At 66.7% G+C, this 15,303-nt stretch carries 16 protein-coding genes and 1 other RNA gene; 13 read left to right on the top strand and 4 right to left on the bottom strand.

Annotated elements, in window-relative coordinates; translation table 11 throughout:
• The first annotated feature begins 24 nt into the window (after positions 1 to 24).
• Entirely contained in the window at positions 25 to 1,350 is a 1,326-nt protein-coding gene (gene pepQ, locus KPL74_20005; protein QWT20019.1) for a Xaa-Pro dipeptidase, read from the top strand.
• Positions 1,351 to 1,362: 12 nt separating this feature from the next.
• Here the strand turns inward: pepQ and KPL74_20000 are convergent, their stop codons facing one another.
• Both KPL74_20000 and KPL74_19995 read right to left on the bottom strand, forming a co-directional pair.
• A complete protein-coding gene (locus KPL74_20000) occupies positions 1,363 to 2,634 on the bottom strand; it encodes an aminopeptidase P N-terminal domain-containing protein (GenBank protein QWT20018.1) in 1,272 nt (423 codons plus the stop codon).
• Positions 2,631 to 3,197 (bottom strand): UPF0149 family protein, encoded by a 567-nt coding sequence (locus KPL74_19995; protein QWT20017.1) that lies wholly within the window; start codon positions 3,195 to 3,197, stop codon positions 2,631 to 2,633. The genes KPL74_20000 and KPL74_19995 overlap by 4 nt, the downstream gene beginning before the upstream one ends.
• 115 nt (positions 3,198 to 3,312) lie before the next feature.
• Here KPL74_19995 and KPL74_19990 point away from each other — a divergent pair, with 115 nt between their 5' ends.
• The 12 genes from KPL74_19990 to KPL74_19935 all read left to right on the top strand — a co-directional run bounded on the left by KPL74_19990 (position 3,313) and on the right by KPL74_19935 (position 14,202).
• Positions 3,313 to 3,537, top strand: a complete 225-nt coding sequence (locus tag KPL74_19990) for a TIGR02449 family protein (protein QWT20016.1) — start codon at positions 3,313 to 3,315, stop codon at positions 3,535 to 3,537.
• Positions 3,538 to 3,554: 17 nt separating this feature from the next.
• Positions 3,555 to 3,854 carry a cell division protein ZapA gene (locus tag KPL74_19985; protein QWT20015.1) on the top strand — a complete coding sequence of 100 codons (300 nt, stop codon included), beginning with the start codon at positions 3,555 to 3,557 and terminating at the stop codon, positions 3,852 to 3,854.
• Positions 3,855 to 3,862: 8 nt separating this feature from the next.
• Positions 3,863 to 4,046, top strand: a non-coding RNA gene (gene ssrS / locus KPL74_19980) — 6S RNA.
• Between the two features lie 109 nt (positions 4,047 to 4,155).
• Positions 4,156 to 4,767: a 5-formyltetrahydrofolate cyclo-ligase gene (locus tag KPL74_19975; GenBank protein QWT20014.1), complete on the top strand. Its 612-nt coding sequence runs from the start codon at positions 4,156 to 4,158 to the stop codon at positions 4,765 to 4,767.
• Positions 4,764 to 5,222 (top strand): EVE domain-containing protein, encoded by a 459-nt coding sequence (locus tag KPL74_19970; protein ID QWT20013.1) that lies wholly within the window; start codon positions 4,764 to 4,766, stop codon positions 5,220 to 5,222. Before KPL74_19975 ends, KPL74_19970 begins: the two co-directional genes overlap by 4 nt.
• Positions 5,219 to 5,872, top strand: a complete 654-nt coding sequence (rpiA, locus tag KPL74_19965; protein ID QWT20012.1) for a ribose-5-phosphate isomerase RpiA — start codon at positions 5,219 to 5,221, stop codon at positions 5,870 to 5,872. Before KPL74_19970 ends, rpiA begins: the two co-directional genes overlap by 4 nt.
• Positions 5,873 to 6,392: 520 nt before the next feature.
• Positions 6,393 to 7,394 (top strand): DNA recombination protein RmuC, encoded by a 1,002-nt coding sequence (gene rmuC, locus KPL74_19960; protein ID QWT22641.1) that lies wholly within the window; start codon positions 6,393 to 6,395, stop codon positions 7,392 to 7,394.
• Positions 7,395 to 7,551: 157 nt separating this feature from the next.
• On the top strand, positions 7,552 to 8,148 hold the full coding sequence (folE, locus tag KPL74_19955; GenBank protein ID QWT20011.1) for a GTP cyclohydrolase I FolE: 597 nt from the start codon (positions 7,552 to 7,554) through the stop codon (positions 8,146 to 8,148).
• A 2-nt stretch (positions 8,149 to 8,150) separates the two neighbouring features.
• On the top strand, positions 8,151 to 9,449 hold the full coding sequence (locus tag KPL74_19950; protein QWT20010.1) for a hypothetical protein: 1,299 nt from the start codon (positions 8,151 to 8,153) through the stop codon (positions 9,447 to 9,449).
• Positions 9,442 to 10,176 (top strand): hypothetical protein, encoded by a 735-nt coding sequence (locus tag KPL74_19945; GenBank protein ID QWT20009.1) that lies wholly within the window; start codon positions 9,442 to 9,444, stop codon positions 10,174 to 10,176. The genes KPL74_19950 and KPL74_19945 overlap by 8 nt, the downstream gene beginning before the upstream one ends.
• Positions 10,169 to 12,961, top strand: a complete 2,793-nt coding sequence (locus KPL74_19940) for an AAA family ATPase (GenBank protein QWT20008.1) — start codon at positions 10,169 to 10,171, stop codon at positions 12,959 to 12,961. The genes KPL74_19945 and KPL74_19940 overlap by 8 nt, the downstream gene beginning before the upstream one ends.
• Positions 12,961 to 14,202 (top strand): hypothetical protein, encoded by a 1,242-nt coding sequence (locus KPL74_19935; protein ID QWT20007.1) that lies wholly within the window; start codon positions 12,961 to 12,963, stop codon positions 14,200 to 14,202. The genes KPL74_19940 and KPL74_19935 overlap by 1 nt, the downstream gene beginning before the upstream one ends.
• Here KPL74_19935 and KPL74_19930 read toward each other — a convergent pair.
• Both KPL74_19930 and KPL74_19925 read right to left on the bottom strand, forming a co-directional pair.
• A complete protein-coding gene (locus KPL74_19930; GenBank protein QWT20006.1) occupies positions 14,199 to 14,600 on the bottom strand; it encodes a DUF5615 family PIN-like protein in 402 nt (133 codons plus the stop codon). The genes KPL74_19935 and KPL74_19930 overlap by 4 nt on opposite strands.
• Positions 14,597 to 15,292: a hypothetical protein gene (locus tag KPL74_19925; GenBank protein QWT20005.1), complete on the bottom strand. Its 696-nt coding sequence runs from the start codon at positions 15,290 to 15,292 to the stop codon at positions 14,597 to 14,599. Before KPL74_19925 ends, KPL74_19930 begins: the two co-directional genes overlap by 4 nt.
• Between the last annotated feature and the right edge of the window lie 11 nt (positions 15,293 to 15,303).

Here is a 15,303-nt window from a genome sequence, read left to right as displayed (position 1 = left end):
CTCCCCATCCCCCGGAGATCGACGATGAACGACGCGCTGGCCGCGCTGTATCCGCAACACCTCGCCACCTTGCGCGAGCGCGCCGACACCGCGCTGGCGCGTGGCGGTTTCGACCACCTTGTCGTCCCGGCCGGCCGACCGATCACCAAGTTCCTCGACGACCAGGACTATCCGTTCGTGGTCAACCCGCATTTCAAGCACTGGCTGCCACTGGTCGACGCGCCGGGTAGCTGGCTGGTCTATACGCCGGGGAACAAGCCGAAGCTGGTGTTCCTGCAACCGCACGATTACTGGCACGTGGTGCCCGAAGCGCCGACCGGTTACTGGGTCGAGCATTTCGACATCGTCACGGTGCGCAAGGCCGCCGATGCGCTGTCCGCGCTCCCCGCCACGCTGTCGCGCAGCGCGATCATCGGTGACCAGCACTGCGGCGCCGACCAGGTCCAGCCGAACAACCCGACGGCGGTGATCGACCACCTGCATTACCACCGCGCGTACAAGACCCCATACGAGCTGGAGCTGATGCGCGAAGCAAGCCGTCGTGGCACGCGTGGCCATCGTGCCGCCGAGCAGGCGTTCCGCGCGGGCGCCAGCGAACTCGGCATCCACCAGGCCTACCTCGCGGCCGTGGGCCAGACCGATGCGGAACTGCCGTACTCCAGCATCGTCTGCACCAACGAGCACGGCGCCGTCCTGCATTACACCAACTTCGATCGCAAGGCGCCGGCCGAGAGCCGTTCGTTCCTGATCGATGCCGGCGCCAGCGCGGCAGGCTATGCCAGCGACATCACCCGCACCTACGCGGGCAAGGGGTTCGGCGAATTCCAGGCACTGATCGATTCGGTCGATGCCGCCGAGCGCTCGTTCGTGGCCATGGTCCGCGATGGCCAGAGCTATCCGGAACTGCACGTCCACGCCCACCACGTGCTCGCCGGCGTGCTGCGCGAACACGGCTTCATCCGCATGAGCGCCGAAAGCGCCGTGGAGTCCGGCGTGTCGTCGGTGTTCTTCCCGCATGGCCTGGGCCATGGCATCGGCATGCAGGTGCACGACGTCGGCGGCTTCCAGGCCTCGGAAACCGGCGGCACCATCGCCAAACCGGAAGGCCATCCGTACCTGCGCCTCACCCGCAAGCTGGAAGCCGGCATGGTGGTGACGATCGAACCAGGCATCTATTTCATCGACATGTTGCTGGCCGAGCTGAAGAACGGCCCGATGTCCGGTGAGGTCGACTGGGCGAAGGTGGATGCATTCCGCAAGTACGGCGGCATTCGCATCGAAGACGACGTGGTCTGCACCACCGGCGAGCCGGAGAACCTGACGCGGGATGCGTTTGCGTTGTTGGGCTGATCCGGTCGCGCGTCAGCGAGGCACCATCGCGGTCATGACCTCGGGTGCGCCCCGGGTCACGACCACGTCGTCTTCGATGCGTATGCCGATGCCACGCCACTGCTCTGCCACGCCCTTGTCGTTCGGCGGCACGTAGATCCCGGGTTCCACCGTGAGCACCATGCCTTCCTCGAGCACGCGTGGTTCGCCGTCGATGCGGTAGTCGCCGACGTCGTGCACGTCCAGGCCGAGCCAGTGCCCGGTCTTGCTGGGGAAGTACGTCTTGTAGGTGCCGTCGGCGATGGCGCGCTGCGCACCGCCCTTCAGGATGCCGAGCGCGCAAAGGCCTTCGGCGATGACCCGCACGGCCGCGTCGTGCGAATCGGCGAACGAGCGGCCGGGGCGCACCGCATCGATCGCGGCAAGCTGCGCTTCGTGCACGATGTCGTACAACGCGCGCTGCGCCGGGCTGAAGCTGCCGTCGACCGGGTACGTGCGGGTGATGTCGGACGCGTAACAGTCCACTTCGGCGCCCGCATCCACCAGCAACAGGTCACCCGCGCGCAACGTGGCGCGGTTGGCCTGGTAATGCATGATGCAGGCGTTCGCCCCGCCCGCGATGGTCGGCGGGAACGCCGGCACGGCGCCGCGGCTGCGGATGGTGCGGAGGATCTCCCCTTCGATCTCGTATTCCGCCACGCCCGGTCGGGCCATGGCCATCGCCGCGATGTGCGCGGCGCCGGCGACTTCGGCCGAGCGACGCATCAGGGCCAGTTCGTCCTTCGACTTGAACAGGCGCAGGTCATGGAGCAGGTGGCCGAGTGCGACCAGGTCCTTCGGCACCACGCCGCCACCGCGCGCCGTGCGCAGCCGGCGCATCCAGGCCAGCAGGCGGGAGTCGAAGTCGGGTTCCTGGCCGAAGTGGCAGTACACCCGGGCCCGCCCTTCGATCATGCCGGGCAGGATGTCGTCGATGTCATCGATCGGAAACGCGTCGTCCAGCCTGAGCTCGCGGGCGGCACGGTCGGTGCCCATGCGCTCGCCGTCCCAGCGCTCGCGTTCGGCGTCGCGCTCGCGGCAGAACAACACGGTTTCGCCGTGGGCGCGGCCGGGCAGCAGTGCCAGCACGGCCTCGGGTTCGCCGAAGCCGGTCAGGTAGTGGAAGTCCGAGTCCTGCCGGTACGGCCACGGCGCGTCCGAATTGCGCATGCGCTCCGGCGCGGCGGCCAGGATAAGCACGGCATCCTCGCCGGCCATGCGCATCAGTTCCCGGCGGCGCCGGGCGTATTCGGCGGGCGCGATCAATGCAGGGTGTCGCTCGATGGCTCCCGGCGGGCGGCCATTTCGGCGTGGAGGGTCAGTGCGCCGACGCGCACGTACTCTTCCAGCTCGATCAGCGAGGCCTCGTCGCCGTCGACGTCTTCGTCGAGGGTCACTTCGGTGGACGCGATCGTGGCCATGTCTCGGAGGATTTCACGCGCATCTTCGCTCAACGCCTTCGCCGCCTCGGGCGAGCCGCCCAGGCCGAAGCCGCCGAGGAAGCCACGGGTCCAGTCGGCCAGGCCTTCCACGCGCTCGTGCAACGGCGATTCCTCATCGGGCACCCAGGGCATGAAGCTCAGGTCGGTGTCGGCCATCCACTCTTCGGTCTGGTGGCGCAGCCGGGCCAGCATCGCCAGTTCCTCGGTATCCGGCGCGGGATCGGGCTCGATTTGCAGCGCGTCCAACACGTTACCGGCAGGGAATCCGCCGCCGGCGCTGATGTAACCGACCAGCGAGCCGTGGAACTCGCTCACCGACGTGGCCAGCTTGCAGCGGCCGATGAGCTCGGCGATATCTTCGGGGTCGACGGTCTGGTTAGCCGACATGGCGGGTACTCCTCTAGGATCGGCCTGAAGTCTAATGCACACGGCCACCGCGATCGCGCCGCTTTTACCCTTCACGGCCTGCTGACAACCGCGGCAGCCCTGTTATAGTCCGCGCATGACGAACCCGGACGCCTTCAAGACTGAATTGGAAGCCCTGAGCGCTACGCTCGACCGGCTCGTCGATACCGTCCGTCGCCTGACGGAAGAAAACCGTAGCCTGCGTCACAGCCAGGAACAGCTGGCTAACGAGCGTTCCAGCCTGATGGCGCGCAACGAGCAGGCCCGCAGCCGCGTCGAAGCCATGATCCAGCGCCTGAAAGCGCTCGAGAACACGGGCTGACCCCAGCATCGAATGCCATGACCAGCGAACCCGTCGCCCTGCGCCTGCTCGACCGTGAATTCCACATTGCCTGCGCGCCCGAAGAGCGCGAAGGCCTGGTGGCTGCCGCCCGGTTCCTCGACGACAAGATGCGTGAACTGAAGTCCAGCGCTAAAGTGCCGGGTTTCGATCGCATCGCCGTGCTGGCCGCCGTCAGCATCGCCCACGACCTGCTCACATTGCGTGCAAAACACGGCACGCAGGAACAGTCGCTGACCGACGGACTGGCCGCTTTGCGAAGAAAGCTTGATGGTCTGCTCGACGCATCGGTAAAATAGGCGCTGGGCGTTCCCTGCGATGTTCGCCAGCGCACTTTACATTTGCCTTGTTCCTACATACGACCCCGGGTCGGCCTTACGTGGTTGTTGTGCATGTCCGCCTTCGTACGGAAAGCCTTGAGACCGCGTGGCTCTCCCACCTGATCCTTTGGATCAAGGTCGTTTGGTGCGCAGCGGCATCGCGGAGAACGCCTCTTTCTTTTTGCCGGCAGGCCCCCACGGGGCCTGTCAGCGCCTAGCCCGCGGCACCGGGCCATGGCGGCTCGCGGGCGCCCAGACCGTGCCGTTCGGCTGAACGACCATGTCAAAGCTCCCTGAAAGACGTGAATTGCGGGCCGATCTTGTCCAGCGCCGACGCGAGCTCAAGCCCGCCGAGCGGGTGGCGGCGGCTTCCGGCCTGCGCGCCGCGCTGGAACAACTCCCCGAATTCCTTACCGACAAGCACGTGGCCGGCTACTGGGCCACGGGCGGCGAATTGCCGCTGAACGTCGCCATCGGCCCGCTGGCCGACCGTGGCCAGACCTTTTACCTGCCCATCGTCACCAAAGTGGGCGGCAAGCGCCGGCTCACCTTCGCCCCGTGGGCGACGGGTGAAGACGTCGAATCCAACGAGCTCGGCATCCCCGAGCCGAAGGCCGCGAAGAACGTCATCGAGGCCGACAAGCTCGACCTCGTACTGGTGCCCCTGCTCGGCTTCGACCGCAAGGGCAACCGGCTTGGCTTCGGCGGCGGCTACTACGACCGCAGCTTCGAGTTCCTGCGTGGCCAGAAGCGCCCCGCACAGCCGTTGCTGGTGGGCGTCGGCTACTCCTTCCAGGAGCTGCCCGGCATCGAAACCGCCGAGTGGGACATCAAGCTCGATTACATCGCCACCGAAAAAGAGCTGATCGACTGCACGGACGGCGCTGAATGAAGTACTGGCTCATGAAGTCCGAGCCGGATGCCTTCTCCATCGACGACCTGCAACGCAAGGGTGTCGAACCGTGGGACGGCGTGCGCAACTACCAGGCACGGAACTTCATGCGCGACGGCATGAAGGTCGGCGACAAGATCTTCTTCTATCACTCGAACACGGACGTACCCGGCATCGTCGGCATCGCCTCGGTGGCCTCGCCGGCCTATCCGGACGAAAGCCAGTTCAATGCGAAGTCGAAGTACTACGACGAAACAGCGAAACGTGAAGAACCGCGCTGGATGCTGGTCGACGTGAAGTTCGAGCGCAAGCTGAAGCGCACCATCTCGCTGGACGAGCTGAAAACGCACGACGAGCTGGCCGACATGCCACTGGTACGCAAGGGCAACCGCCTTTCCGTCATGCCCGTGGCGAAGGGCGACTGGGATTTCATCCTCAAGCTGGAAAAAGCATGAGCCAGGACAACGAGAAGCGCCTCGCCGCCGAAACCGCTGCGTTCAAGTACGTCGGCAATGGCCCGAAGGGCCGGATCATCGGCGTCGGCACCGGCTCGACGGTGAATTTCTTCATCGACGAACTGCCGCAGTACCGCGATTACATCAAGGCCTGCGTGTCGAGTTCCGAAGCGTCGAGCGACCGCCTGCGCAAGCTCGGCTTCGACGTGATGGACCTGAATGCCGCGGGCCGCCTCGATCTGTATGTCGACGGCGCCGACGAGTGCGATGCGAACAAGTGCCTGATCAAGGGCGGCGGCGCCGCGCTCACCCGCGAGAAGATCGTCGCGTCCGCGTCGGATAAGTTCGTCTGCATCATCGATGCGACCAAGCAGGTCGAAACGCTGGGCACCTTCCCGCTGCCCATCGAGGTCATCCCGATGGCGCGCAGCCTGGTCGCGCGCGAAATCACCGCCATGGGCGGCACGCCGGTGTGGCGCGACGGCGTCACCACCGACAACGGCAACTGGATCATCGACGTGCACCACTGGCGCATCACCGATCCGGTGTCGCTGGAGGCCCAGCTCAACCAGATCACCGGCATCGTCTGCGTCGGCCTGTTCGCCAGACGCCGCGCCGACGTCGTTATCGTCGGCAATCGCGAGATCTGAGACCGCCCTGCCGCACGCTCCCTGCCCGGATCGCGCGCAGGCGCGCTCCTACAGGTAAGCTTTCGCCATGACCCTCGATACCCTCCTCCTCCTGGCCCTGCTCCTCGTCGGGCTGGCCTGCCTCGCCCTGCTCTTCGCCCTGCTTTCCCGCGGAAAACACGACGACGGCGGCTCGGCGAAGCTCGACGCGCTGCGTGACGACACCCGCCGCCTCGAAGGCGTCCTGCGCGACGAACAGCGCGCGGGCCGTGGCGAACTCGGCGACAGCTTCGGCCAGTTCCGCGGACATGTGCAGGAGCAACTGCAGGCCGCGGCCACCCACCAGCACGAACGCATCGAAGGCTTCGGCCGCCGCCTGGACCAGCTCACCGAGCGCACCGACCTGGGCCTGCAGTCGCTGCGCCAGGGCCTGGCCGACGATGCGCGGAAAACCCGCGAAGAATCGGCGCTCGCGCTCAAGCACTTCGGCGAGCTGCTCGACCAGCGCTTCACCGCGCTCACGGCGGACAACGAGAAGCGCATGGCCGACATGCGCGGCACGCTGGAAACGCGCCTCGCCGCGATCCAGCAGGACAACGCCGCCAAGCTCGAGCAGATGCGTGCCACAGTGGACGAGAAGCTGCAGTCGACGCTGGAAACCCGGCTCGGACAGTCGTTCCAGCTGGTCTCCGAGCGGCTGGAAGCCGTGCAGCGCGGTCTGGGCGAAATGCAGGCGCTTGCCGCCGGCGTGGGCGACCTCAAGCGCGTGCTGACCAACGTCAAGACGCGCGGCACCTTCGGTGAAGTCCAGCTGGGCGCCCTGCTCGAACAGATCCTCGTTGCCGAGCAATACGATTCCAACGTCGCCACCGTGCCCGGCTCGTCGGAGCGCGTGGAGTTCGCGATCCGCCTGCCCGGCACCGACGACGGCAATCCGGTGTGGCTCCCCATCGACGCCAAGTACCCGGTGGAGGATTACCAGCGCCTGCTCGACTTCCAGGACGCCGCCGATGCCGAGGGCATCCTCAGCGCCGGCAAGGCACTGGAAGCGCGCGTCCGCGAAGAGGCCAAGCGGATCCGCACCAAATACGTGGCGCCGCCGCACACCACCGATTTCGCGATCCTGTTCCTGCCCACCGAAGGCCTCTACGCCGAAGTGATCCGCCGGCCGGGCCTGTCCGACCTGCTCCAGCGCGAACACCGCGTCACCGTCGCCGGCCCGACCACCCTCACCGCCCTCTTGAACAGCCTGCAGATGGGCTTCCGCACGCTGGCCATCGAGAAGCGCTCGTCCGAGGTGTGGCAGGTGCTGGGCGCGGTGAAGACCGAGTTCGGCAAGTTCGGCGAAGTGCTCGACCGGACGCAAAAGCAGCTCGACACGGTGACCAACACCATCAAGAGCGCCGGCGTGCGCACCCGGGCGATCGAGAAGAAGCTGAAGGGCGTCGAGACCCTGGGCGGCGAAGAATCGCGCCGGCTGCTGGATACCATCCCGGGGCTGGAGGATGGCGGCGGCGACGGCGAGGTCGACGGGCAAGGTTGACGGACCGCGCCCCTGTAGGAGCGCGCCTGCGCGCGAATGCCCCCCGCCCCACCCGCGCACGACCGCGCCAGGCCACCACCCCCCGGCCCGCGCGCCACCGCCCCTCCCGTCCCCGCGCTACAATGCCCGTTTGCACCTTGCATAAGGAACCCTCCCGATGAGCGACGATGCCCAGTCCCGTCCGGTCACCCGCGAACAGGCCGAAGAGGCCGTGCGCACCCTGCTCCTGTGGGCCGGTGAAGACCCGAAGCGCGAGGGCCTGCTCGACACGCCCAAGCGCGTGGTCAAGGCGTACTCCGACTGGTTCAAGGGCTACGACGAAGACCCGGCCGAGTACCTGCGCCGGACCTTCAAGGAAGTCGAGGGTTACGACGAGATGATCGTGCTGCGCGACATCGAGTTCGAGAGCCATTGCGAACACCACATGGCGCCGATCATCGGCCGCGCGCACGTGGGTTACGTGCCGACCGACCGCGTCGTCGGCATCAGCAAGCTGGCCCGCGTGGTCGACGGCTTCGCCCGCCGCTTCCAGGTACAGGAAAAGCTGACCGCGCAGATCGCGCATTGCATCGAAGACACCCTGCGCCCGCGCGGCGTCGGCGTGGTGATCGACGCAAGCCATGAGTGCATGACCACCCGCGGCGTGCACAAGCGCGGCGTGTCGATGGTGACCAGCCAGATGCTCGGCAGCTTCCGCGAGGACCCGCGCACGCGCGGCGAATTCCTCCGCTTCGTTGGCGTCGACCGTCGCTGACCTTGAACGGGCCAGCCGATACCTCCGTCCACGACGAACGCCTGCAGGATCTCTTCCGCGACGGCGTCGTCGCCGAGGACCTTCCCACCGTCTTCCCGCTGTTGCGCGGGCGTGGGCTGCTGCGCGCGTTTTCCGCCCTGTTCCACGGCAGCGAGGCACAGGTGCTGCTGCGCCTGCTGGTGCTGCGCACGATAGGTGCGCGCACGCACGCCACGGAGTGGACGCCGCAGGAAATCCGCGACCAGCTGGCCTTCGTCGATGCGGTCAAGCTCGAGACCGTCGTCCAGCGCCTGAAAGACCACGACCTGCTCGTCTATGACGCGGAAACCCTGCGTTATCGCGTCGGCCCGGTCGGCCGCAAGGCGCTCGGCGCGTTGGCGACGATGCTCGAATTCGAGAGCGACGACGACGACGGCCTCGGTTACCTCACCGCCCAGCTGGCCGCCGGCCAGGCCGTGGGCCGGGTCTCGGTCGACGAGCTGGGCCACCTGCTGTCGCGCCTTTCCGAACTGAAGGAAGACTTCGACCGCGCGGTGCTTTCCGGTTCGGAACACCGCATCCGCCGCGCCGCCGAGCGACTCGACTCGGTCTGGACCTGGGTGGAGAAGGGCACCGAGATCGTCGCCGCCATCACCGAAGGCGACGACCTGGAGCCAGCGGCGCATCGCCTGGCCCAGGCCGTCGGCCGCGCGCAGAGCGCCCTGCTCCGCCAGGCCGGCGTGTTCCAGCGCGAACTGAACAAGATCGACCAGCACCGCGTGCACCTTGGCCGCACCGGCCTGTCCTCCTCGGACCTGGTCGGCTGGCTGCGTGCCCAGGACGTGGCCACGCTGGCCGCCTTCGAGGACGGCCAGCTCGCCCTGCCCTTGCCGGCACCCTTCGTCCACGACCAGATCGCGCTGGACGTCGCCGAATACGAGTTGCTGGAACGCGAACGGCTCGCCGCCGACATCACCACGTTGCCCGGCGCCGAAGAGCCGCCGGACAGCGCCGACCTGCCCATGGGCGAAGAAGACCTGCGCTACCTCGACGACTGGCATGCCGAGCTGGCCGCCATCGTCGCGCCGCGCGAACTGGCCGACACGCTGGTCGGCGACGATTACGCGCTGTCCGCCTATCGCCTGTCGCTGCTGGGCCTGCTCGGCGACCCGGAATCCGCGGCGCTGGAGGGCGGCACCGCCGACCTCGCCCGCCTGCCGCTCGCGCTCGAGATCGAGCCCGTGCTGATCGACCCCGCCTTGCCCCAGATCGCGCTGGTGAGCGTTGGCCGCCTGCGCCCGAAGGACATCCCCGATGCATGACGAAACCGCCACCCTGGTGACCCGGCTGCTTGCCCAGCGCTGGTTGCCGCGCACCGATACCCAGGCGCGCAAGGCCCTGCTCGACGAAGCCTTCCGCGAAGACCTCGACCGCCGCCTCGAAGCGGTGGGCCTGGAGCTGCGCGAACATCCCTATGCCGCCTACATCGGCCTGGCCGTGGCACGGAAAAGCGAGCGCGCCGTGTTCGGTGGCAGCGACAGCTGGATCTCGAACACGCTGCAGCTCGATCGCGACGGCGTCGCCCTGCTGGTGGTGATCTGGGCGCTGATCGTGCTGCCCAAGCGCCAGCGCCAGGTCGAACGCCAGGAGCTCGAAGCCGCCGCCTCGCAGACCCAGATGTTCGCCGAAGAGAAGCCGATCCCGCGCGATCCGACCATCGCGCCGGTGATCGCCGAACGCACGCTGTTCGCCGACTTCGGCGACAAGCTCGGCGGCAAGATGCGCTTCGGCATGCTGATCGGCACGCTGGCCAGGCTGGGCTTCATCGTGCGCAAACGCGGCGAAGGCGCGGATGGCCGCCTGATCGCCGAAGGCCCGCTGCTCGACCTCGCGTTCGACTACGAGCGCACGGCCCGGCGCATCCTCGACGGCGCCCTCGGCGACCTGCTCGCCGACGCGGCGACGCGCGCGAAGAACCTGCCCGTGACCGACATCGGCGACGACGAACCACTGGACGAAGGCGACGCCGAGGACACCGACGATGTTTGATTTCCGCAGCCTCGAAGTCGTCCATTGGGATTACTGGCAGCGCTTCAGCCTGCCGCTGGATACCAACATCGTCACGGTGGTGGGCCCGAACGGCTCCGGCAAGACGACCCTGCTCGATGCCCTGCGCACGCTGCTGACCATCGACTGCGCCGGCAACCGTGACTACAAGAGTTACCTGCGCCACAACGGCAAGCCGTTCGCCTGGCTGCGCGCCCGCGTTGGCAACATCCCCGGCCCGAATGGCGAACGTCCGTTCTTCCCGATCATGGACCGCGAGGTCACCCTCGCCTGCCGGATCCAGAAGAAGGGTGGCGAGTGGACCCGCCAGTACGCCGTGATCGGCGGCGACGTCACCATCGAGGAGATCGAGGCGCGCAACGATTTCCTCGGCCTGCGCGAATATCGCGTGCGGCTGGAAGGCGCCGGCCTGTCGCAGGCGATCCGCCGCGTGCTCACGCTGGAACAGGGCGCCACGGACAAGCTGTGCCAGCTGCCGCCGAAGGCACTGCTCGACTTGGTCTTCGACGTGTTCGGCGACAAGGCCGTGCTCGACGATTACCAGCGTGCCCGCAACGAGCAGGCCGAGGCCGACCGCGAACAGCATGGCCTCGAACACCAGCTTTCGCTGATCGGCGTGAGCCTGCAGGAAGCCGAAGCGCGTGCGCGTTCGTTCCAGGAATGGAATGCGCTGAAGGACGAGCGCGTATCGCTGGTGGCTGATGTATTGCCGCGCACTGAGTTCGCGGAATTGGCTGCCAGCGTACGCGGCGCGCGTCCCGCCCTGAACGGTGTGAAGCGCAAGGTCGTCGAACTGGAACAGCGCGATGCCGAGCTCACGCGCCAGCTCGCCGAACTGGACGCCACCGGCGAACATCTGCGCGGGGACCAAAACGAAGCCGATATCGCCCGCCAGTCGACCCAAAAGAGTCTCGACGCCGCCCGCGCCGCATTGGCCCAGAACGACCTGGTCATCCGCCAAGAGAATCGCTTGCGCGAGATGGTGGCCGCACAGAATGGCGCCGACCACGAGCGCCTGGCCGATATCGCCCGCGATGCGCGCGCCCGCCTGCATGCGTTGCAAAGCGAAGAAGCCGCGTTGCGTTCCGATCTCGGCACGCTCACCAGCAAGCTCACAGCATGGCGCAGCGGCCGCCGTTACACCCCCGAGTTCGAAGCCGGGTTCCGTCGTGCGCTGGACGATGCCGGCATCCGGCACAGCATGCTGAGCGAGATCGTCGAGATCACCCAAGCCCGCTGGCAGCCCGCCGTGGAGGCCGTGCTCGCTGGCTACCGGCACGTAGTGCTGCTGGATGATCCGCGCGACCGCGAAAAGGCGTGGAAGCTGGGTGAGGCGATGCGCTACAAGCATTTCGTCGTCGCCGATCGCGCCCCTGCCGAGAAGCCTGCAAAGGGCTCGCTCCATGAAGTGGTCGAGTTCTCTGCCGCCGCACCCGATTGGCTGCTGCGCAACCTTGACCGCATCCAGCGCGTGGAAGATATCGCCGAAGGCTCGAAACTTGGCCGCGACCAGGACTGGATCACCCCGCAGGGTTACTTTCGCGAACGTCGCGGTGGCCGCCACCTGGGCGTGGACGACATGTACTTCGGCGCATCCGCCCGCGAGCGCCAGTTGCGCGACGGCGAGGCCAGGCTGCGCGAGATCGAAAGCCGCCTGCGCGCGATTGCCGACGAACGCAAGGCCATGTCCGCCCAGGCCAGCGATGCGGAGAGCATCCTGCGCGGTGCCAACGCCAGCAGCCAGCTCGCTGATCGCGCGGAAGAATTCAACGATGCACGCGAGCAGCAGCCGCGCCTGCAAGAGGATGTGCAGCGCACGGCCGATAGCCATGCCGCCGCCGAGCAATACTACGAAAGCGTTCGCGAGAAGCGTCTGAAAACCTCCAACGGTCGGGACAACGCCGCGCGCGAGCAACGCAACGTGCAGAACCAGCAGAACGAGACCAACCGCCAGTACCACGTCTCGCGCGGGGAACAGGTGGATCGCCTGAAGGCCTTCCGCGCCAAGCGCAAGCACGTGCCCCTTGCCCACCGCACGCGCGCGGCCATCGCCGCGCTGCGTGAGCGCTTCGAATCCCCGGCCGCGGTGCGTCGCGAACTGGAGCGCGTGGAGCGACGCTTGGAAGAAGGCCATTGGGAACAAGACCCGAGCGTGCTCGCCCTACGTGAGAAACTCGGTGCCGACCACGAAGGCCTGAAGGCCGATCTCGACAAGCGCCGCCTGCATCTCGAACGCGCGGGCCGGATCACCCACGAAGCCCGCGGCGCCTACATCCAGGTGCTGCGCAACACTGTGCGCCGCTACTCAAAGAACCTCAAGGTCCTGGCCGATCTCGCCGGCATTGGCGTGGAGGTCGACCTGCCCGAACTGCACAACGACGACCTGGCCCTAGCGTCGGCCGCGCTGAACGTGCGCTTCGAGTTCGACAAGAAGGGCTGGATCGGCATGGACGACGGCGAAGCCTCCGGCGGCCAGCAGGTCATGAAGTCGCTGTTGCTGCTCGTGGCCCTGATGCGCGACGAAGACCGCCCCGGCGGCTTCGTCTTCATCGACGAGCCCTTCGCCCACCTCGACATCTTCAACATCGACAAGGTCGGCGCGTTCCTCAAGAGCACCCGCGCGCAGTACATCCTGACCACGCCGGCGACGCACAACGTCAACGTGTTCCAGCCTTCCGAGCTGACGCTGGTAACCAGCAAGCGGCGGCCCGGCGCCGTGTGGGCGCAGCCGCTCGCCGTGCTGCGCCGGCGCGCCGAGGTGGCGTGATGGATCCGGCAGCCGACACGTCGTGGGGGCTGCCCGATCAACATGGCGTCAGGGCGCGTTATGGCTCGACGTCACGTCTCACCCGGATGCGCCGCGCGATGGATGTGCGCCGCCATGTAGATACCCTGCTCGGTGAAGAGCGCGCACTCGTCATTCGGCTACTGGGGCGTGGCGGAACCAGCGTCAAGGCAAAGACGCTCTTCGCGGAAGCGGGCAACGCCCGGCATGTCGCCATCGACGCTGTCGAGCTCCTTCTCCAGCACGGATGGGTCGAGCTCAGCGAGAAGCGACGCGGCAGCCAATGGGAACTCATCACCTTGCGCTGGCTGGACGGCGAAGCCCTGCGCTCTGCCCTTGGCCTCGTGACGCTTGCCGCACGGTCCTCGTGGCGCCAGGCGGCGCTGGGACAACAGCCCGCGGACGAACGGCTTCATCCCCTCCATGCAAGCCTCGCCCTGCTTGGCGACAAGCCGCTCGAACGGCGCACCTCGATCGTGCGCGAGTTGGAGAACTGGTGCCGCGACCAGCGAACCGGCACCCGTGTGCAATTCGCGCTGTTCGCGCTTGGCGATACAAAGGCAATCACCAGTGCCGACTGGACATGGATCGAGCGCCACGTCGATCCCGAGACGCTTGGCATCTCGCGCCACACGCCGACACTTCTCTTACGCGGTCCGATCCAGCTTTCCGGCGAGGCGGGCACGATCGACTTGCGAGCCGTGCCCGATGTGATCGCGCTGAGCCCCGCGACGCTGGCTGGGGTCCATACGATCGTTGGTGTACACGACGCGTGGCTGCTCGTCGAAAACCGAACCAGCTTCGAGGACGTCGCTCGGCGGCTTGGCAACCGGTATACGGTCGTGTGGATGCCCGGTTACGTACCCGACTGGTGGCTTTCAGCCATGCGTGCCCTGGCTTCCCTCTTACCGGCGCGGGCCTATATCGCAGCCGATCCCGACCCGGCGGGCATTGAGATCGCCCTGCGTGCGTCGGCTCCGTGGGCATCGGACTGGCAACCTTGGGCCATGGACGCGAAGGCACTACAGCTTGCTGGCGAGGGAAGGCCACTAACGGAGGACGACCGGAGCAGGCTCGCGCGGCTGGCAAACAGTCCACTGCCGTTGACGTTGGCTATGTTCGTCCGGACGCTGCAGGATGCTGGCAAAAAAGCAGAGCAGGAGGCGCTCGACTTGCCAGCTCTATTGCCTTTGCCGCTAGAAGACCCAGCATCCACTGGCTAACCCACGCGCTGGAATCGCCGACTCTCGCTTCGCCATGGCACGAGATAGATCCCCGGCCGTCTTAAGGTCGCACACGCGGTGATCAGCCGAGGCCACCAATGGACGAGGCGAGAAGCGCGTTCGAAGAAGGAGTGTGATTCCCAACCGCTCGTCAGGACGAATACCACGAGGTTGCCCGCAACGACGGCGTCGCGCTCGGCCTGGCACCGATGGTGGCAGTCATGGGTGACATGGAGATCGACGCCAAGCCGACGCGCCTGCGAGAGAAGTTCGGTGTCTGCCGTACCGCGCTGATGCAGTGCAGTCACGTGCACGACCGAATGGCCACTGTCGGTCACCAGGCAATCGAGGGCGTGCGCGAAAGCGGGAGAAATATTCTCGTCCAACTGCGCCTTCATGCCGCGCACCGAATGGTCTCGAAGTCCACCGCGACGTTGACTTCTTCTTCGGTGATTTCGAACTGCCAGGCGACGAAGCGCGCGTCCTGGTTATCCGCATGGTAGGCAGCGGCGATGGCGATCGTCGGCACACCGGCTTCAGCGAGGATGGGGTCCCCTGCCCGGCGATTCGGATCGAGCACGATCATGCGGCTGGATGGCAAGGGAAACCATCGCGCAATTCGTTCAGGCCCCTCGACATCGAGGCCCTCTCGCAACCTGCCGTTTGCGAAATCGCTCAGTATCTGGTCCCTAACACACGGCTCAAGGCGACCTCGCGAGCTGGCCGATGCCTCGGCGACGATCCTCTCGGCATAGGGCGCGAAGCGCTCGCAGGACAGCGGATGAGTCACGCCCAGATATGAGCGACCCAACTCCATTGTCCGGCGAATGAGGGGCATGCCTGCTCCTGCCTCGCGCATGGCCTGGACATAGCGAAGTTCGATCAGATCGTGGAAGCCGAGGCCTTTGCGGCGCCAGGGCAACAACTCGGATTCCCACAGAGGCGCACGGGGTCCGGTTCGGGCAATGGGATGGTAAGCGCGCACCCAGCGACGCAGGTCGCGAGTGCTTGCGCCGATGTAGCGGGCAGCGTCGAAGAACGTATAAACGCCTACGCCAAACGGGAATGGGCGATGTTCGAAAGTTTCCATGCGTGCATCGT

It is taken from the genome of Bacillus sp. NP157 (genome assembly GCA_018889975.1).
Classification (GTDB): domain Bacteria; phylum Pseudomonadota; class Gammaproteobacteria; order Xanthomonadales; family Rhodanobacteraceae; genus Luteibacter.
Note: the sequence above shows the minus strand (reverse complement) of the source record. Positions and strands in the feature narration are given on the sequence as shown.